This window comes from Streptomyces sp. CB02056, from assembly GCF_001905545.1.
Lineage (GTDB): Bacteria > Actinomycetota > Actinomycetes > Streptomycetales > Streptomycetaceae > Kitasatospora.
Genome location: NZ_LIPD01000010.1, coordinates 168,075 through 185,903, shown reverse-complemented (window position 1 = coordinate 185,903; position 17,829 = coordinate 168,075). Strand labels below are relative to the sequence as shown.

General features: G+C 73.9%; 15 protein-coding genes. 11 read left to right on the top strand and 4 right to left on the bottom strand.

The annotated features are described in order from the left end of the window. Positions 1–160: 160 nt before the first annotated feature. From AMK13_RS27790 to AMK13_RS27780, 3 genes are all read left to right on the top strand, one after another. On the top strand, positions 161–1,279 hold the full coding sequence (locus AMK13_RS27790; RefSeq protein WP_074004551.1) for a hypothetical protein: 1,119 nt from the start codon (positions 161–163) through the stop codon (positions 1,277–1,279). Between the two features lie 163 nt (positions 1,280–1,442). Further along, positions 1,443–2,912 carry a pyridoxal phosphate-dependent decarboxylase family protein gene (locus AMK13_RS27785; protein WP_074004550.1) on the top strand — a complete coding sequence of 490 codons (1,470 nt, stop codon included), beginning with the start codon at positions 1,443–1,445 and terminating at the stop codon, positions 2,910–2,912. A gap of 126 nt (positions 2,913–3,038) precedes the next feature. Continuing rightward, on the top strand, positions 3,039–3,491 hold the full coding sequence (locus tag AMK13_RS27780) for a hypothetical protein (RefSeq protein ID WP_074004549.1): 453 nt from the start codon (positions 3,039–3,041) through the stop codon (positions 3,489–3,491). Between the two features lie 9 nt (positions 3,492–3,500). Here AMK13_RS27780 and AMK13_RS27775 read toward each other — a convergent pair whose 3' ends face one another. The 3 genes from AMK13_RS27775 to AMK13_RS45220 all read right to left on the bottom strand — a co-directional run bounded on the left by AMK13_RS27775 (position 3,501) and on the right by AMK13_RS45220 (position 8,521). After that, entirely contained in the window at positions 3,501–3,791 is a 291-nt protein-coding gene (locus AMK13_RS27775; RefSeq protein WP_074004548.1) for a muconolactone Delta-isomerase family protein, read from the bottom strand. Between the two features lie 214 nt (positions 3,792–4,005). Further along, positions 4,006–4,221: a hypothetical protein gene (locus tag AMK13_RS27770; RefSeq protein WP_049658393.1), complete on the bottom strand. Its 216-nt coding sequence runs from the start codon at positions 4,219–4,221 to the stop codon at positions 4,006–4,008. Between the two features lie 115 nt (positions 4,222–4,336). Continuing rightward, positions 4,337–8,521 carry an amino acid adenylation domain-containing protein gene (locus tag AMK13_RS45220; protein WP_241853056.1) on the bottom strand — a complete coding sequence of 1,395 codons (4,185 nt, stop codon included), beginning with the start codon at positions 8,519–8,521 and terminating at the stop codon, positions 4,337–4,339. 279 nt (positions 8,522–8,800) lie between these two features. Between AMK13_RS45220 and AMK13_RS27755 the strand changes: the two genes are divergently transcribed. The 7 genes from AMK13_RS27755 to AMK13_RS27725 all read left to right on the top strand — a co-directional run bounded on the left by AMK13_RS27755 (position 8,801) and on the right by AMK13_RS27725 (position 16,077). Further along, complete coding sequence (locus AMK13_RS27755; RefSeq protein WP_074004547.1) at positions 8,801–9,499, top strand: GNAT family N-acetyltransferase; 699 nt, start codon at positions 8,801–8,803, stop codon at positions 9,497–9,499. 283 nt (positions 9,500–9,782) lie between these two features. Further along, positions 9,783–11,045, top strand: coding sequence for a MurT ligase domain-containing protein (locus tag AMK13_RS27750; RefSeq protein ID WP_049656207.1), 1,263 nt, complete (start codon positions 9,783–9,785; stop codon positions 11,043–11,045). Positions 11,046–11,091: 46 nt separating this feature from the next. Beyond that, positions 11,092–11,820 (top strand): type 1 glutamine amidotransferase, encoded by a 729-nt coding sequence (locus tag AMK13_RS27745; RefSeq protein WP_074004546.1) that lies wholly within the window; start codon positions 11,092–11,094, stop codon positions 11,818–11,820. A 351-nt stretch (positions 11,821–12,171) separates the two neighbouring features. Then, positions 12,172–13,197, top strand: coding sequence for a 6-phosphofructokinase (locus AMK13_RS27740; protein WP_074004545.1), 1,026 nt, complete (start codon positions 12,172–12,174; stop codon positions 13,195–13,197). Between the two features lie 140 nt (positions 13,198–13,337). Next, the gene (locus AMK13_RS27735) at positions 13,338–14,333 is read left to right on the top strand and encodes a 2-hydroxyacid dehydrogenase (RefSeq protein WP_049656211.1); all 996 of its coding nucleotides are present in this window, start codon (positions 13,338–13,340) and stop codon (positions 14,331–14,333) included. Between the two features lie 59 nt (positions 14,334–14,392). After that, the gene (locus tag AMK13_RS27730) at positions 14,393–15,028 is read left to right on the top strand and encodes an RNA polymerase sigma factor (RefSeq protein WP_074004544.1); all 636 of its coding nucleotides are present in this window, start codon (positions 14,393–14,395) and stop codon (positions 15,026–15,028) included. Then, positions 15,025–16,077, top strand: coding sequence for a CU044_5270 family protein (locus AMK13_RS27725; protein WP_074004543.1), 1,053 nt, complete (start codon positions 15,025–15,027; stop codon positions 16,075–16,077). The genes AMK13_RS27730 and AMK13_RS27725 overlap by 4 nt, the downstream gene beginning before the upstream one ends. Before the next feature lie 64 nt (positions 16,078–16,141). Here AMK13_RS27725 and AMK13_RS27720 read toward each other — a convergent pair whose 3' ends face one another. Then, positions 16,142–16,768, bottom strand: coding sequence for a TetR/AcrR family transcriptional regulator (locus AMK13_RS27720; protein WP_049656217.1), 627 nt, complete (start codon positions 16,766–16,768; stop codon positions 16,142–16,144). 207 nt (positions 16,769–16,975) lie between these two features. Between AMK13_RS27720 and AMK13_RS27715 the strand changes: the two genes are divergently transcribed. Then, the gene (locus AMK13_RS27715) at positions 16,976–17,809 is read left to right on the top strand and encodes an SDR family NAD(P)-dependent oxidoreductase (RefSeq protein WP_074004542.1); all 834 of its coding nucleotides are present in this window, start codon (positions 16,976–16,978) and stop codon (positions 17,807–17,809) included. Positions 17,810–17,829 lie beyond the last annotated feature (20 nt).

Below are 17,829 nucleotides of genomic sequence, written 5' to 3'. Positions count from 1 at the left end.
TCCGGGTGATTGTGCGGAACCATCCCGCCGGGCCCGGAGGTCCCACGGTGCGATAGCGTCGCCGACACCTCCCGAATGGCGGGCGAAATCGCGGCTTACCGCTCACGTGCCGTCAGGATGGGAGCGAAACGTTCACCTCGATCCGCCGGGGGATCCCGTCATGCAGCCGCGAGTCTTCGCGATTCTCACCGCCCTGCTCCTGGGCGTCCTGGGCCTGGGGTCGGTGGCCGTCACCGACTGGTCGCCCGCGGCGGCCACCGCGTCCCTGACCGCCGTCGCCCCCGGGGCCCCCGCCGCCGGCGCCCGGCCGGCCGCGGCTGGCCCCGCGAGCGCCACCCCGACCGGCGACCCCGCCGTGTGGACCCGCTCCACGCTGCGCAACAAGGTGATGGCCGAGATGGACGCCACCGACCCCGGTGTCGCCCTGGCCGACCTCGACAAGATCACCAAGGAGAAGCCGTACACCGTGCGCTTCTGCCACCCGATCGCGCACGAGCTCGGCCACGCGGCGGTCAAGCGCTTCAACGCCGACTTCCAGAAGGTCATCTCCTTCCCGCACGAGACCTGCGCGGCCGGCTACCTGCACGGCGCGGTCGAGGAGATGCTCAACGCCTCCACCCAGCCCGAGACGGACCTGCTCAAGCTCTGCGCGCCCAAGAACACCGGGCCCTGCATCCACGGCGTCGGCCACGGCACCATGTTCGTCGCCAAGCAGGACGTCGCCAAGGCGCGCGACCTGTGCAACAAGTTCCCCTCCGACCAGAACCGGATCCGCTGCTCCGAGGGCCTGTTCATGCAGCTCTTCGGCCCGGACGAGGAGGACGAGCAGGCCAAGGCCAACCTGCCCGCCGACAAGCTCGCCCAGGACCCGCTCTACCCGTGCAAGGACCAGCCGTCGCTGTTCCAGTCGGCCTGCTTCTTCTACGCCCCGACCTTCTTCCTCTCCTCGCACGACTACCCGAACCACCCCGAGGTCTACGCCGAGGCCCTCAAGTGGTGCCTCAACGGCAAGGCCAGCGGCGGGGCGGTGGACTGCAGCCGCGGTGTCGGCTCGCGCACCATGAAGTACAACCTGGACCGCGAGGACTGGGCGTCCGAGCAGTGCGCGACCGCCGCTGACGGCTGGCAGCGCAAGGCCTGCGCCGAGGGCCTGGTCAGCTACTACACGGTCAACTACACCGACGGGGGCGCGGCCGGACGGCTCTGCGCCAAGATCACCAACAAGGAGATGCAGGGCTACTGCCGCTCGGCGAGCGGCCTGTCCAGCTCGCTGGACTGATGCCCCCGGTCCCCCGGACCGACGCCCCCGGGTCTCAGCAAGCAGGCTCGCACCGCACGGTGCGGGCCTGCTTGCGTAGGATCACCCGATCATCGCCTGACCCGGGTGCGCCAAGGACGCCGCGCCTCGCCCAGCCCGTCCCCCGGCCTCCCTGGAGCACGCCATGACCACCGAGGACTCCCCCGGCACCGACTTCACCGGCACCGACGTCACCGACGCCGACTTCCGCCGTGCCGCCCACGCCACCGCCGACCTCGTCTCCGACTACCTCGCCGACCTGCCCGGACGCCCGGTCTGGCAGCCCATGGACGAGACCGCCCGCCGGGCCCTGCTCGACGCCCCGCTGCCCACCGAGGGCCGCCCGCTCGACGAGCTGATCGGCGCCATCGGACGGGACGTCCTGCCGTACCCGATGGGCAACGGCAACCCGCGCTTCTTCGGCTGGGTCAACTCCGCCCCCGCCCCCGCCGGGGTGCTCGCCACCCTCGCCGCCTCCGCGATGAACCCCAGCTCGGCCGGCGGCGACCACGCCGACGTCCACCTGGAGCGCGCCGTGGTCCGCTGGATAGCCGAACTGGTCGGCTTCCCGCACCCGGCCGGCGGCGGCCTGCTCACCTCCGGCACCTCGATGGCGACCATCGTCTGCCTCGCCGCCGCCCGCAACCGCGCCGCCCGGCGGGCCGGCCGGGACGTCCGCGAGGAGGGCCTGGCGGGCCTGCCGCCGCTGGTCGGCTACGTCACCGGCGAGACCCACTCCTGCGTCCGCAAGGCCGCCGAGCTGCTCGGCCTCGGCAGCCGGCAGCTGCGCACCGTGGCCACCGGCCCCGACGGCCGGCTGGACACCGCCGACCTGCGAGCGGCCGTCGAGCGCGACCGCGCGGCCGGCCTGCTGCCCTTCCTGGTGGTCGCCTCGGCCGGCACCGTCGGCGCCGGCGCGGTGGACGGGTTCGGCCCGATCGCCGACCACTGCGAGGAGCAGGGCCTCTGGATGCACGTGGACGGCGCGTACGGCGCCTTCGGCCGGCTCGACCCGGCCATCGCCCACCGCTACGCCGGGCTGGAGCGCGCCGACTCGCTCGCCCTGGACCCGCACAAGTGGCTCGGCGTCCCGGTCGACTGCGGCTGCGCGCTGGTCCGCGACACCGAGGAACTGCGCGGCACCTTCAGCCTCGTCCCGTCCTACCTGCGCGACGAGTCGGCCGGCGCCCTCGGCTGGTTCTCCGAGTACGGCACCGAGCAGACCCGCCCCTTCCGGGCCCTCAAGGTCTGGGCCACCATCGCCCACAAGGGCCGAGCCGGGCTCGCCCGGGACATCGCCCGGTGCACCGCCCTGGCCCGCCGGCTCGGCGAACTCGTCGAAGCGGACGAGGAGTTGGAGCTGCTCGCCGAGGTGCAGACCTCGATCGTGGCGTTCCGCCACCGCGCCCCCGGCCGGGACGGGGCCGCCCGCGACGCCCTCAACCGCGACCTCCCCGCCGCCGTCCAGCGTCGCGGCCGGGTCTTCGTCACCGGCGCCCGCCTGGACGGCGCCGAGCTGCTCCGCGCCTGCCTCCTCAACGCCGCCACGACGGAGGCCGACCTCCACCTCCTGCTCGCCGAGGTCAAGGCCGCGGCCCGCGACCTGCTCGGCTAGACCACCGGCGGCCCGGCCTCCCGACTTTGCCCCGCGCGTTCCTCCCGTAACACCCCGGCGCGGACCGTAACCGGCCGGTCACGACGGATGCCCGACCGGGAAACACCGGTCGGGCACGGTGGTGGCATGGAGCATTCGAAGCCCTCTCCCCTCCGTGCCCCCGCCGGCCCCGGTGCCCGCCGCACCCACCGCTGGCGCCGTGACACCGTCGAACTCGCCGCCGTCTTCCTCTCCGTCACGGCGGCCGACCTCATCGCCAAGATCGTCGTCCACGGCCCGGACGGCCCGGTCGTCGTGGCCGCCTCCGCGCTCGCCCTGCTGGCCACCGCCCTGCTCCACAGCTGGTGGTCACCGCACGCCCCGCCCCCGGTCGCGCTCTGGCGGGTGCGCACCACGGCCCTCGCCCACACCCGCACGACGCTCGCCGACCACCGGATCACCCTGCTCTCCGTCCACCCCCACCCCGCCGCCGACGAGCTCTACCTCCGCACCGAGCACCCGGTGACCCCGGCCGTCCTGACGACGCTGCTGACCGCCACCGGCCACACCCTCCAGGACGCGCCGACCCGCATCGCCTGAGCCGTCGCCTCAGGCCGGGCCCGGGTCGTTGGGGTGCGGTTCGAGCGGGGTCACCACAACGGTCATCCACGGCCGCAGCGGGAGGCTGCCGAGCACCTCCGCGCGCAGCCGGGCCTCGTCGGCCGCCCGCCAGACGCCGATGCTGCGCCGTTCGCCGACCGGGCGCCACAGCCTGGCCAGGTGGCCGGTGGCGGCCAGCTCGCGGGCGCGGACGGCCTCGGCGGCGCACCGCCGGTCGACCTCCTCCTCGGCGGTGCCCTCGGGGACGCTGGTGGTGATCTCGACCAGGAACTCCTGCACGGTCCTGCTCCCTTCTCGCCCCCCGCCCCGCCCCCGCCCCCTCATCGTCGGCCCGGCACCCGACCGCCGCCACGACCGGCCCGCGCCCGGTGGGCCGGCCGGGCGAATCCGGAGCCGGCCTCCGGCGGCCCCGCACCCGGCGCGGGCCCGGGATCCGGCTCCGCCGGCGGCGGCCCGAGGAGGGCGGCCACCGCCGGCGGATTCCCGGGAGGCGTCAGCCCTTGTCGGCCGGCTGCACGACGCAGACGGCCTCGCCGAGCATCGGCCCGAAGCCGCCGAGCAGGGCGCCGAGCACCTGGTGGCAGGTGGCGGCCTCCTCGGGCGTCTTGGGGCCGTTGCTGTCGGCGGCGGCCGACTGGGCGAGGGCGAGCGGCAGGGCGAGCAGCAGGGCGCAACAGGCGGTGGCCAGTGCGGAGTTCTTCACGGACATCGGAAAGCCCCTTCGGAGGAGACGGGATCGGCGGAAAAGCCGAGCCATCCCTATCCGAAGGGGCTCCCCCGCTCACGGATCCTGAGCCATCCGTGAGCGTGTCCACATCATCCGATCAGCGGCCCAGGGGCTCCCCGGGGCCCGTCCGTTCCACCTCCCGGATCGCGGCGGCCAGCTCGGCCACCCCGTGCTCCCGCAGCACCCCGTAGTGGTCGCCCGCCAGGTCGACCACGGTGGGCGGGGCCGCCGAGTAGCCGGTGCTGCCCTCGATGAACGAGTAGTCGTCACCCGCGGCCTTGAAGACGGTCACCGGCGCCTCCAACCGCCGCTCGGCGAGCTCGCGGAAGCTGTACTCGAACTCGTAGGTCTCGCCGACGATCCCGGTGATCCGCCGGATCAGCTCCTCGTCCAGCTCCGGCAGCATCCGGTGCACGGAGGCGACGAAGGTCGCCTCGTCCACCGTCTCGGCCAGGCAGCGCTCCAGGTCGGGGCCGCTGATCCGGCCGGCGAACACCCCGAACAGGATGGTCAGGTACGCCGGGTTGGCGTACGAGGCCTCACGGCCCCACGACCGGGCATCGTCCCGGCGCACCTTCGGGTTGCCGGGGCAGATCAGCAGCAGCCGCTCCACCCGCTGCCCGGCCCGCTCCAGCTGCCAGGCCGCCTCGAAGGCGACCCGGGCGCCGAAGGAGAAGCCCCACAGCGTGTACGGCCCCCGCGGCTGCACCCGGCGCAGCTCGGCGACGTCGGCGGCGGCCATCTCCCGGATGGTCGGGTACGGCGTCTCGCCCGGGTTGATGCCGTGCGCCTGGACACCGTAGAAGGCCCGGCCCGCACTCGCCTCCCGGCCGAGCGGCCGCAGGTTCATCGGGTAGCCGCCCAGTCCGGGCCAGCAGAACACGGCCCGGTCGGCCGCCCCCGGGTGCAGCGGCACCAGCCGGGAGGCCGCGCTCCCGCCGGTGCCCCCGCCCGCGCGCTCGCCGCCCTCGCCGCAGGCCCGTTCGACGCGTGCGGCCAGGTCGCCCAGCCGGGGGCACTCGAACAGCACCTGGAGCGGCAGCGCGACGCCGAACTCGCGGTTGATCCGGTGGACCAGGGCGACGGCGATCAGCGAGTTCCCGCCGACGGCGAAGAACTCGTCCGTCACCGACACCTCCTGGCACCCCAGCGCCCGCCCCCAGGCCTCGGCCAGCCGCCGCTCGTACCCGGTGGCGGGTGCGACGTACGCGCCGCGCACGCCGGCCGTGCGGACGGCCTCGGAGGCGGCCAGCGCCTTGAGGTCCACCTTGCCGTTGGCGGTGAGCGGCAGGGCGTCCATCACCAGCACCCGGTTGGGCAGCATGTAGTCGGGCAGCAGGGTGGCCAGTTGGTCCTTGATCAGCTCGGCCGGTCCCTTCATGTGGACGGTGTCCTCGTGCATGCCCTCGCTGCGGATCTGCTCCTCGCTCACCTTGCCGCCGAGGAAGAAGTAGGACGGTCCCGGGGTGATGCCGCGGCCGGCCAGGATCTCGTCGATGCGGCGCGAAGCGGGCAGCGGGTGGCCGGACTTGGAGCTGTAGCCGGAGGACATGAGGCCCAGCCCCAAGCCGTTGCGCTGGAGGCGGTGCAGCTCCGTGCCGAGCACGATGTACCGCAGCCACTCCTCCTCGGCACGGGCGACGGCCGTGATGCCGAACGAGGCCCGGGCGTAGACGGCCTGGTTGATCGCGATCACGTGCCGGGACTCCACCACCTCCTCCGAGACGTGCGTCAACTCGCCGTCGGCGTACCGGTAGAGGCCGCCCGGCAGGCCGTCCACCCGGCCCTCGTGGGCCTGGACGTACAGCTCGGTGCCCTCGTCCCGCGCCGGGCCGCCGGCCCGGACGACCGCGAAGGCGCCCAGGTAGTGGTCCTCCTCGGCGACGTCCAGCCGGTCCTTGGCCGCCGGGTCGAGGCCGATCGGGCGCACGTCCAGCCCGTACTCGGGCAGCACCTCCGCCAGGACGCCCAGCATGTGGCCGGTCTCGAACTCCAGCACCTCCCGGATGTTGTTCTTGTAGACCGGCTCGATGGCGCCGTGCTTCCCGGAGAAGTGCAGCGTCAGGTAGGCCCCGCCATCCGGGCCCGGCCGCGCCCCGGCGGGGCCGATCCGGACCAGGACGTGCTCGACCGGGTGGTAGTAGTACAGCCCGGCCGCGAGCCCGTCCAGGCCGCCGGTCTCCAGGTACAGCTGGGTCGCGTACAGCGCGCCGGGCGAGGCGTAGGCGTACTTGGGCAGCAGCCGCTCCTCGCTGTGGAACTGGCCGAACCACCGCAGGACGCGGCCGAGTTCGGGCAGGCTCAGCAGTTCCAGGTCGCGGCCGAAGGTGCCGGCCGGGCCAGGGCCTGTCTTCGAACTCCCGTCGTCCGCCCGGAGGGCGGGCGGGGCGGCGTTGGGGTGCGTGCATCGCAAGGCGGAGGAGGGAGCCACTGCGGAGCATTGGTGACCGACGACAACGCGGCGAGGTGCGTGCCCCGGCGTCGCCCCGCAGACGCGAGTTCGAAGACAGGCCCTATGGGCGAGCAGCGCGGTGAGGTCGTCCCGGGTGACCGCGCCGCCGTCGTAGAAGCGGTAGCTCTTGCGGGCGAAGGCCTCCCGGCGCTGGGCGTCGGTCTCCTTCCGGCCGGGCAGCCCGACCCGCTCGCGGCCCGCCAGCCGGGCCCGGTCGCGCAGGCCCGGGTCGGACAGCTGGGCCTTGACCTGGAGCTTGCTGGCCTTGGACTGGTGGTGGCCGCCGTGGCTGCCCTGGTCCATCAGGGCGGCCTCGCGCGGGTTGAGCTCGACACAGGCGACCAGGTTCGGGTGCCCGGTGCGGTCGTCCCCGGTGACGACCGCGGCCGAGCGACGCACCCAGGTGTGCTCCTCGATCGCGCGGGCGATCTCGTCCAGCTCGACCCGGTACCCGCGCAGCTTGACCTGGTTGTCCACCCGGCCGGCGAACTGGAGGGTGCCGTCCGGGTTCCACCGCACCAGGTCGCCGGTGCGGTACAGCCGCTCGCCGGGGGCGAACGGGGAGCGGACGAACCGCTCCGCGGTCAGCTCCGGCCGGTTCAGGTAGCCGCGGGCCAGCTGGACGCCGCCGATGTACAGCTCGCCGACGCCGTCGGCGGCGACCGGCCGCAGCTCCTCGTCGAGGACGTGGCACTGGGTGTCGGCCACCGGTCGGCCGATCGGCACCGAGCCGGCGCCGTCGGCCGGATCGGCCGGGTCGACCAGGTGCCAGGTGGCGTTGATGGTGCACTCGGTCGGGCCGTACAGGTTGACCAGCGCCGCCTCCGGGAGGGCGCGGCCCAGGTCGCGGGCGAGCCGCCGGGAGAGCGCCTCACCGCCGGAGAACACCCGGGTCAGGCCGGTGCAGTCGGCGAAGCCCTCGGTGTCCAGCAGCGCCCGGAGCAGGGTGGGCACGCACTGGAGCGCGGTCACCCCGTGCCGCCGGACGGCGGCGACCAGCGCCTCCGGGTCCCGGTAGAGGCCGGGCGTGCCGGCCGCCACCCGGGCGCCGACGGCCGGGGCGAGGATCTCCCACTGCGCGGCGTCGAAGCTCATCGGGGTCTTCTGCAGCACGGTGGTCCCGGGGTCGAGGTGCCCGGCGGAGTGCATCCAGCGCAGCTGGGAGACCACCGAGCGGTGCTCGATCATGACGCCCTTGGGGCGGCCGGTGCTGCCCGAGGTGTAGATCACATAGGCCAGCGACTCCGGCTCGGCGGCCGCCTCGGGCGCTTCCTCGTGTACCTCCTCCGCCGCCGCCTCCGGCAGCGGAGCGGCGTCCTCGCAGGCCTCGAAGGTGACGACCGCGGTCCCGGCCGGGACCAGCGCGGCCAGCCGCTCGCGCAGGTGCGCCTGGGTCAGCACGATCCGGGTGCCGCTGTCCTCGACCATGTAGCGGATCCGGTCCTCGGGGTACTCGGGCGACAGCGGCAGGTAGCCGGCCCCGGCGTACAGCACGCCCCAGGCCCCGGCGACCAGCTCGACGGACGGCTCGACGAACAGGCCGACGCAGCCGTCCGGGACGGCGCCCAGGCGGCGCAGCCGCGCGGCCAGCCGGCGGGCCGTCCCGGCCAGCTCCTGGAAGGTGAGGCCGCCGCCCTCGCCGAGGACGGCCGGCGCGCCGGGCCGGGTCTGCGCCTGCCGGTCGAGCAGCCCGGTGAGCGCGGTGCCGACCGGGGCCCGGCGGGCGCGCGGGACGGCGGGGGCGCCGGTGGTGGCGGCGGTCTCGGTGGTGCCAATGGTGCCGGTGGTGGCGGTGGTGTCGGTGGTGGGGACGGACGGGGTGTCGCGCATGGAAACGGCCTTCGGTGCGTGGACGTACGGGTGTGGCCGTACGGGGCGTGGCCTCCTGCTCACCAGGAGCACCGGGGAACGCCCTCCACCGTCGGCCGCCCGCTGTCCCACCCGCCTGAGGCACCGGTCGCGACCTGCGCCGATGCCGTCCCGGCCACCCGTGCCGCCGTCCCGGGCGGGGGCCCGCCCTGTCCCACCCCGCCCGGCCGCGCACCCGGGCATTCGCCCGTTCACGATCACGTAACCGAACGGAAGCGCACCGTCGGTAGCGTCGGCGGCATGAAGGCATCACGCACTCGCCCCGAACGGCTCTGGCACCGGCCCTTCCGCAGGTCCGACCGCAGGTGCGCGGCGCCCGAGGGCCAGGCCACCCGGCCGCCCGCGCTCACCGGCGGCCCGTACCGGACCGTGCGGCCGCACCCGCCCGCCGTCCGCGCCGCCGGTCCGGCGCCGGAGACCCCGTCCCGACTGTCCCTGCCGGATGGGACCGGGCTGCTGCTGCGCCCGGCCGGGCCGGCCGACCGGGCGGCGGCGCTGGCGATGCACGGGCGCTGCTCCCCCGCCGCGCTGCGGCTGCGCTACCACGGCCCGGTCCGCGACGCCGGCCGCTACCTGGACCACCTGCTGGACCCGCGGCACGGCCGCAGCTACGCGGTGGCCGCCCCGGACGGGCGGATCCTCGCGCTCGGGCACCTGATGTGGGACGACGGCGAGGCCGAGCTGGCCGTCCTGGTCGAGGACGACTGGCAGCGGCACGGGTTGGGCGCGGCTCTGCTGCGGCGGCTGTCGGCGACGGCCCGGGCGGCCGGCGTCCGCACGGTGTACGCGGTGACCCAGGGCGGCAACACCGGGCTGATCGCCGCGATGCGACGGCTGGACGCGCCGCTGGACTTCCGGGCCGAGGACGGCACTCTGGTGATCACCGCCACGCTGGCCGCCGGGGATCCGGCCGGCTGCGCCCACCATCCGGGACGCTGATCATTTCTTCACCAGATCCTTACCCGGGCAGGTCGGGAACCCGACGGTGGTCGTCGAGCGTCGTCAAAGCAGTAGGGGTTCGGAGCCGAACCCTTGGGGCTGCTCCGTACACCGCTCTCCCCGACAGGCCGTCAGCAGCACCCGCGAGCGCGTCGCAGCAGGCGGCACGGGGTCCGGATCGTCCGGTCGGGCGACGGAGTCGGTAGGCTGACCCCCGTCCCCGCCGCCCGACGGCCCGTTATTCGGCCACGGGTGGTGCCGCAGCAAGGAGGAACCACTGAGCATGGCAGGCACCGAATCGGAGCCCACAGGCGCACGCGACGCCTCGCTGCCGGCCCGCGCCAAGATCGCGGTCACCGCCGGCCGGGTCGCCGCCGCCGTGTCGCGCAAGGCCGGGCGCGGGAGCGGCTCGGTGATCGGCGGCAAGGTCGCCCTCAAGCTCGACCCCGACCTGCTCGCCACCCTCGCCGAGAACCTCGACGTCGTCCTGGTCAGCGCGACCAACGGCAAGACCACCACCACCCGCCTGATCGCCGAGGCGCTGCGCGCCGCCGGTCCGGTGGTCTCCAACGCCCTGGGCGCCAACATGCCCGCCGGCATCACCTCCGCCCTGGCCGGCGGCAACGACGCCCGCTTCGGCGTGATCGAGGTCGACGAGAAGTACCTGGCGATGGTCGCCCGCGACACCCGCCCCAAGGCGATCGCCCTGCTCAACCTCTCCCGCGACCAGCTCGACCGCGCCGCCGAGACCCGGATGATGGCCGAGAAGTGGCGCGAGGGCCTCCAGAACACCGAGGCCGTGGTCATCGCCAACGCCGACGACCCGCTGGTGACCTGGGCCGCCTCCTCCTGCAAGAAGGTGGTCTGGGTGGCCGCCGGACAGGCCTGGAAGGAGGACGCCTGGTCCTGCCCCGCCTGCGGCGGTGTGATGCAGCGCCCCGGCGACGACTGGTTCTGCCAGGACTGCGGCTTCCGCCGGCCCAACCCGCACTGGGCGCTCCAGGGCACCCACGTGATCGACCCGCAGCGCGGCGCCTGGCCGATCCAGCTCCAGCTGCCGGGCCGGGCCAACCTGGCCAACGCCACCAGCTCGGCCGCCGTCGCCGCCGTGTTCGGCGTCGCCCCGCAGGTCGCCCTGGAGCGGATGCGCTCGGTGGCCGCCGTGGCCGGCCGCTACGACGTGGTCCAGTACCAGGGCCGGGACATCCGCCTGCTGCTGGCCAAGAACCCGGCCGGCTGGCTGGAGACCTTCTCGCTGATCGACGGCCCGCCCGCCCCGGTGATCCTCTCCGTCAACGCCCTCGACGCCGACGGCACCGACACCTCCTGGCTGTGGGACGTCGACTACGAGCGCCTCGCCGGGCACCCGGTCTTCGTGATGGGCCAGCGCAAGCTGGACCTGGCCGTCCGCCTGGAGGTCGCCGGACTCCAGTTCCACGTGGTCGACACGCTGGAGCAGGCCGTCCGGATGGCCCCGCCCGGCCGGATCGAGGCCATCGCCAACTACACCGCCTTCCAGCAGCTGCGGAAGGTCGTGGCCGGCTGATGCCGCGCCCGCACACCAGTCTTTACGTGACGGAAGGCCTTCGAGGATGAGTGAGAGCAGCCTGCGCGTGGTCTGGGTCTACCCGGACCTGCTCAGCACCTACGGCGACCGGGGCAACGCCCTGGTCGTGGAGCGCCGGGCCCGCCAGCGCCACCTCAACGTGACCCGGATCGACGTCCGCTCCGACCAGGCGATCCCCACCAGCGGCGACATCTACCTGATCGGCGGCGGCGAGGACCGCCCGCAGCGCCTGGCCGCCGAGCGGCTGCGCGCCGACAGCGGCCTGGTGCGGGCCGCCGAGAACGGCGCGATCATCTTCGGTGTCTGCGCCGGCTTCCAGATCATGGGCCACGAGTTCATCAACGACCTCGGCGAGCGCGAGCCGGGCCTGGGCCTGCTCGACGTCTGGACCACCCGCGGCGAGGGCGCCCGCTGCGTCGGCGACGTGCTCGCCGACGTCGACCCCCGGCTCGGCCTGCCGCAGCTGACCGGCTTCGAGAACCACCAGGGCGTCACCCATCTCGGCCAGGGCGTGCAGCCCTTCGCCACCGTCAGCGTCGGCCGGGGCAACGGCACCGGTGACGGCACCGAGGGCGCCTGGCGGGACACCGTGTTCGGCACCTACCTGCACGGCCCGGTGCTGGCCCGCAACCCCGCCGTGGCCGACATGCTGCTCAAGCTGGCGCTGGACGTCGCCGCGCTGCCGCCGGCCGACACCACCTGGTACGACGCGCTGCGCGCCGAGCGCATCGCGGCCGCGACGCGTCCCCAGTAGTACATCCGTACGCCCCGGCCGGGTGCCCGCCATGCGGTCACCCGGTCCGCGGGCGGCCCCGGACGTACCACAATGGGGCTGCCTACTGCACACCCTCCTCGGCAGCAGGCTGCAATTCCGCGCGGGGGCGCCGACGGCGCCGCTCCCGCGTCGGCTCCTGCCCGGCCGGACCAGGGGCCGTATGCTCGACTTCGCGGCCGTTTTCGGGCGTTCTGTCCGGATCGGCCGGTCCTTCACCCCGCGGCCACCTCCCCGCCACCACGGCGAGGGAGCGCCCCGTTACGGTGACGGCTCGTCGTCCCAGCCTGTAGTCCGGCCGTTCCTCGGTTCTGCTCGGGAGTTGCAAAGCTAATGCGTATCGGAGTGCTGACCAGCGGCGGTGACTGCCCCGGCCTGAACGCGGTGATCCGCTCCGTGGTCCACCGGGGGGTGGTCGACCACGGCGACGAGATCATCGGGTTCGAGGACGGGTGGCGCGGTTTCCTTGAGGGCCACCACCGCCCCCTGACCCTGGACTCGGTGAGCGGCATCCTGGCCCAGGGCGGCACCATCCTCGGTTCCTCCCGGGTCCAGCCGAGCCACCTGCGGGACGGCGTCGAACGGGCCAAGAAGTACTGCGCCGACCTCGGCCTGGACGCGGTCATCCCGATCGGCGGCGAGGGCACCCTGAAGGCCGCCAAGCTGATGAGCGACGCGGGCCTGCCGATCGTCGGCGTGCCCAAGACGATCGACAACGACATCGCCGCCACCGACGTGACCTTCGGCTTCGACACCGCCGTCTCGGTCGCCACCGAGGCGCTGGACCGGCTGAAGACCACCGCCGAGTCCCACCAGCGCGTCATGGTCGTCGAGGTCATGGGCCGGCACACCGGCTGGATCGCGCTGAACGCGGGCATGGCCGCCGGCGCGCACGCCATCGTCGTCCCGGAGCGCCCGTTCCACATCGACAAGCTCACCGAGGTCGTCCGCGAGCGCTTCGACCGCCAGAAGAAGTTCGCCATCGTGGTCTGCGCCGAGGGCGCCAAGCCCGAGCCCGGCACCATGCACTGGGAGGAGGGCACCAAGGACATCTACGGCCACGAGCGGTTCACCGGCATCGCCACCCAGCTCTCCCGCGAACTGGAGCACCGCCTCGGCAAGGAGGCCCGCCCGGTGATCCTCGGCCACACCCAGCGCGGCGGCACCCCGACCGCCTACGACCGGGTGCTCGCCACCCGCTTCGGCTGGCACGCCGTCGAGGCCGTCCACAAGGGCGCCTTCGGGCACATCACCGCGCTGCAGGGCACCAACATCAACCTGGTGCCGCTGGCCGAGGCGGTCGCCGAGCTGAAGACCGTGCCGCAGGACCGCTACCTGGAGGCCGAGACGGTCCTCTGACCGCCCCCGCCCTCCCCGGAGGCCCCCGGCCCGCCCCGCGCGGCCCGGGGGCCTCCGTACGTCCCAGGCCTCCGTACGTCCCGGGGGCGCTTGCCGCACCCGGCGGGCGTCCGGCGGCCCCCGCCGCTAGCGTGTCCGGCATGGAGATCCTCGCCTACGGAGTGCAGGCCGACGAGCGGCCGCTGCTGGAGCAGGCCTTCGCCGGCCGCCACGGGCTGCGCTGCCTCGACGTGTTCCTCAACCGCGACACCGCCCCGCTGGCCGCCGGCTACCCGGCCGTCAGCAGCAGCGTCAACGCCGTCCTGGACGCCGAGACCCTCGCCGTCCTCGCCGCCGGCGGCACCGAGCTGATCGCCCAGCGCTCCACCGGCTTCAACAACATCGACCTCGACGCGGCCGCCGAGCTCGGCCTCACCGTCGCCCGGGTCTCGCATTACAGCCCGTACTCCGTGGCCGAACACGCCTGGACCCTCGCGCTGGCCGTCAACCGCCGCCTCACCCGCGCCGCGAGCCGCTCCCGCGAGTTCGACTTCCGCCTCGACGGGCTCCTCGGCCGCGACATCCACGGCATGACCGTCGGCGTCATCGGCACCGGCAAGATCGGCGAGTGCTTCGCCCGCATCGCCGCCGGCTTCGGCACCGAACTCCTCGGCTGGGACATCGCGCGGAACCCGGCCTGCCTCGACCTCGGCATGCACTACACCGAACTGCCCGAACTCCTCTCCCGCGCCGACCTGGTGAGCCTCCACGTCCCCCTCCTCCCGGCCACCCACCACCTCATCGACGGCGCCGCCCTCGCCCGCATGAAGGACGACGCCATCCTCATCAACTCCAGCCGCGGCGGCCTCGTCGACAGTGCCGCCCTGGTCGAGACCCTGCGCGCCGGCCGCCTCTCCGGCGTCGGCCTCGACGTCTACGAGGAGGAGACCGGCGTCTTCTTCACCGACCGCTCCATCGAGGGCATCACCGACGACACCCTCGCCCGCCTCGTCACCTTCCCCCAGGTCCTCGTCACCAGCCACCAGGCCTACTTCACCCGCACCGCCGTCGGCCAGATCATCGACGCCACCGCCCGCAACATCGACGACCACGCCGCCGGCCGCCGCAACGAGAACACCCTGGTCCCCAGGAACTGACGCCGCGGATGGTGACCCGGATCACGGGAACCGGCCCTCCCGCCCGGACAAGGCATGACGTGAACCATCCACACTCCCGGCTCCGGGCCGGGAACCCCGAAGCGTTCCGCGACCTCTTCCGGGACCACGCCTCCCTGGTGTACCGCCACGCCGTGCGCGTGACCGGGAACTGGGCACTCGCCGAGGACGTGGTCTCGCTGACCTTCCTCGAGGCCTGGCGCCTGCGCGGGAAACTCCGCGACGAGGGCGACAGTCCACGCCCCTGGCTCATGGGCATCGCCGTCAACGTGCTGCGCAACACGACGCGCGCCGCCCGCCGCCACAGCGCGGCCCTGGCCCGCATGCCCGCGACCGACCCGGTCCCCGACTTCGCCGACGAACTCGTCGGCCGCATCGCCGACTCCGAGCAACTCGCCGCCGCCCACAAGGCCTTGGGGCGCCTGCGGCGCTCGGAACGCGAGGTCTTCGCGCTCTGCGTCTGGTCCGGGCTCGGCTACGCGGAGGCGGCGGCCACCCTCGGCATACCCGTCGGCACCGTACGCTCGCGCCTCTCCCGCGCCCGCACCCGACTGCGCAGACTCGCGGCCGAGGAACTGCGCGCCGCGCAGCAGAACACGGAACCGCTCCCGATCCCCGGACAAGTACAGGGCAGCCGCAGCACCGCGGCCCGGCCGCACAAGGAGACGCACCGATGATCCGCAACTCGCGGCGGCACACCGAACCGCTCGACCACGCGGAACTGGCCCGTCTACTGCCGGCGCCGGCCGATCCCCGCCTGGCGGCCGACCGCCAGGACCTGCTCGAGGAGCACTTGATGAGCGAGATCCACCGGCCCGACCAGGCCGCCCCCGCGGCCGCCCCGGTACGGCGCCCGCTGCGCCGCACCGTCCTCTTCGCGGCGCCGGTCGCCGCGGCCGCGGCCCTCGCCGTGGTCGTCTCCCTGAACACCCCGGCCGACACCCTCGGCTCCCCACGGCTGGTCAGGGCACCCGTCGTGCAGATCGAGGAGGGGAGCACCGTCCAGCTCGCCTCGACGGTCCACGCGATCGCCGCCGCCGCGACGGCGCGCACCACGCCCCAGCCCGGACCGGGCCAGTTCGTCTACGTCAAGAGCCAGGTCTCCTTCATGGCCACCCGTCACAACGCGGACACCGGGGAGTCCGCCACCTGGGTCCAGCCGCTCCACGACCGCGAGGTGTGGAAGTCCCCCGACGGCACCAAGGGCTGGCTGGACGAGCCGGGCTACCAGTCGAAGGGCGGCATCACGCTGGACACCAAGGAGCCCCGCGAGCAGCTGACCTACCAGTGGCTCGCGGCCCAGCCCGCCGACCCCGACGCGCTGCTGAAGTCCGTCTACTCGACGGTGAGCGGCGACCGGGACCACGACCAGCAGGCGTTCAACGAGATCGGCTCCATCATCCGCGAGCAGCTCGTCCCCTCCGCCCTCGCCGCCGCGCTCTACGAGGCCGCCGGCAAGATCCCGGGCGTGGTGGTGGTCGAGCACGCGCAGGACGTCTCCGGCCGCGACGGGATCGCGTTGGCGCGGCTCGACCCCCAGACCGGCGAGCGATCGGAGTGGATCTTCGATCGGGAGAGCCACCAGTACCTCGGCAGCCGTGGCGTGCAGGTCCGGGAGGAGTACGGCATCAAGCCCGGCACCGTCGTGGAGCGCACGACCATCGTCACCCGGGCCGTCGTCGACGCGAAGAACCAGCGCCCCGGCGCCGGGCAGGCCACGGCCTGACGGTCCCACGCCCGATGGGGGCCGCCGGCCGCCGCAACGGGAACACCCCGGCACCGGCGGCCCCTCAACGATCGGGCCCGCCTCGTCGGTCATCGGCGGAGCCGCCCCCGCCCAGCAGGGCGGCGGCCACCTGGTCGAAGTACGGTGCCACCTCGGGCAGGGTCGCGGCGGCGAGCACCTCGCTGCGCACCACGGTCCGCACCACGCTGATGCCCAGCAGCCAGGCGCTGAACAGCTCCGCCCGCAGATCCGCGTCCGGCCCGTCGACCAGGGCGCGCAGGCCCGCGATGTAGGTGTCGCACACCTGGTCGTGCAGCTGACCGCGGATCGTCTCGTCGCCGGCCGACCGCAGCATGGCGATGAACGGGTGGTCGCCCACCGACTCCGGCCGTTCCTCGCGGAGGATCATCTCCAGCAGCCTGTAGGGGAGTTGGCCGGGCGGGCCGGCCAGCACGGCCCCGGCCTCCTGCGCGTCCTCGGCCGACGCCTCCTCGAACAGCTTCCGCTTCGAACCGAAGTACCGGAACACCAACGAGGCGTCCACGCCCACGTCCTGGGCGATGCCGCGGACGTTCGCCCCGGCGTAGCCCTCGCGGCCGAAGTGGACCCGGGCGGCCGCCAGCAGGGCGGCTCTGGTGGCCTCCCGGTCGCGCTTGTGGCGCGGCGGCCGGCCGCTCGACGGTGCGGTCACGGCATTCTCCCGGTGTGTCGACAGGTGCTGCGGCATCAAGTCATCAGCTGTTGACATGGTATCCCGGCGCGATTAGCTTCGACCGAGTCATCAATCGATGACTTGGCGGCGCGCGTATCCGCACGCCTTCCCACAGGTCGGCTCCCGCCGCACCGGCGTTCCCCGCCGCGAGTTCTCCCGTGTTCACCGTTCCGTGGAGGTCCCAGCGTGAAAACGATTGTTGTCTCGGGTGGTACGGACGGCATCGGCAAGGCCGTTGCCCTGACGTACCTGGGGCGCGGCGACGAGGTCGTCGTCCTCGGCCGCAACGCCGAGAAGGGCGCCGAGGTGCTCGCGGAGGCCGAGCGGATCGGCGCCGGGAACCGCGCACACTTCATCGCCGCCGACCTCAGCCTGGTCAGCGAGACCCGCAGGGCCATCGGTGAGATCCGGGACCGGTTCGCCGGGATCGACGGACTGGTCCTGTGCGCCCAGCACTTCCGCTCGTCGCGCCTGGTCACGACCGAGGGCTTCGAACACACCTTCGCGCTGTACTACCTCAGCCGCTTCGTCCTCAGCCACGAACTGGCCGACCTGCTGGCCGCCGCACCGGCGCCCGTCGTGGTCAACGTCTGCGGCCCGGGCGTCGACTTCGGCGAGATCCGCTGGGACGACCTGGGCCGTGAGCGCGACTACAGCGGCATCGACGCCCTGATGCAGGGCAGCCGCCTCAACGACCTGCTCGGCGTCGGGTTCGCCCAGCGGCGGCCGGCCGGTCCGGTGCGGTACGTGCTGCTGAACCCGGGCAGCGTCCGCACCAGCTTCTCGGGCGAGTACGACCCGGTCATGGCCGAGCAGATCGAAGCCGCGCGGCGGAACGCCAGGCCGGTGGAGGAGGGGATCGTGCCGGTCCTGGCGGCGCTCGACGCGCCGCCCGCCGAGATCCTCTCCGCCTCCATGACGGGCGAGCCACTGGAGATCACCGGCCCCGCCTTCGACCCCGAGGCGGCGCGGCGCCTCCACGAGCTGACCACCGCGCTGCTCGCCGACGCGGCCTCCTGAACCGGGACCGGGAGGACCCC

Bases quoted from the DNA above. Each gene is read 5' to 3' on its own strand.
- AMK13_RS27790 (WP_074004551.1), top strand. From the start codon at position 161: ATGCAGCCGCGAGTCTTCGCGATTCTCACCGCCCTGCTCCTGGGCGTC.
- AMK13_RS27785 (WP_074004550.1), top strand. From the start codon at position 1,443: ATGACCACCGAGGACTCCCCCGGCACCGACTTCACCGGCACCGACGTC.
- AMK13_RS27780 (WP_074004549.1), top strand. From the start codon at position 3,039: ATGGAGCATTCGAAGCCCTCTCCCCTCCGTGCCCCCGCCGGCCCCGGT.
- AMK13_RS27770 (WP_049658393.1), bottom strand. From the start codon at position 4,221: ATGTCCGTGAAGAACTCCGCACTGGCCACCGCCTGTTGCGCCCTGCTG.
- AMK13_RS45220 (WP_241853056.1), bottom strand. From the start codon at position 8,521: ATGCGCGACACCCCGTCCGTCCCCACCACCGACACCACCGCCACCACC.
- AMK13_RS27755 (WP_074004547.1), top strand. From the start codon at position 8,801: ATGAAGGCATCACGCACTCGCCCCGAACGGCTCTGGCACCGGCCCTTC.
- AMK13_RS27750 (WP_049656207.1), top strand. From the start codon at position 9,783: ATGGCAGGCACCGAATCGGAGCCCACAGGCGCACGCGACGCCTCGCTG.
- AMK13_RS27745 (WP_074004546.1), top strand. From the start codon at position 11,092: ATGAGTGAGAGCAGCCTGCGCGTGGTCTGGGTCTACCCGGACCTGCTC.
- AMK13_RS27740 (WP_074004545.1), top strand. From the start codon at position 12,172: ATGCGTATCGGAGTGCTGACCAGCGGCGGTGACTGCCCCGGCCTGAAC.
- AMK13_RS27735 (WP_049656211.1), top strand. From the start codon at position 13,338: ATGGAGATCCTCGCCTACGGAGTGCAGGCCGACGAGCGGCCGCTGCTG.
- AMK13_RS27725 (WP_074004543.1), top strand. From the start codon at position 15,025: ATGATCCGCAACTCGCGGCGGCACACCGAACCGCTCGACCACGCGGAA.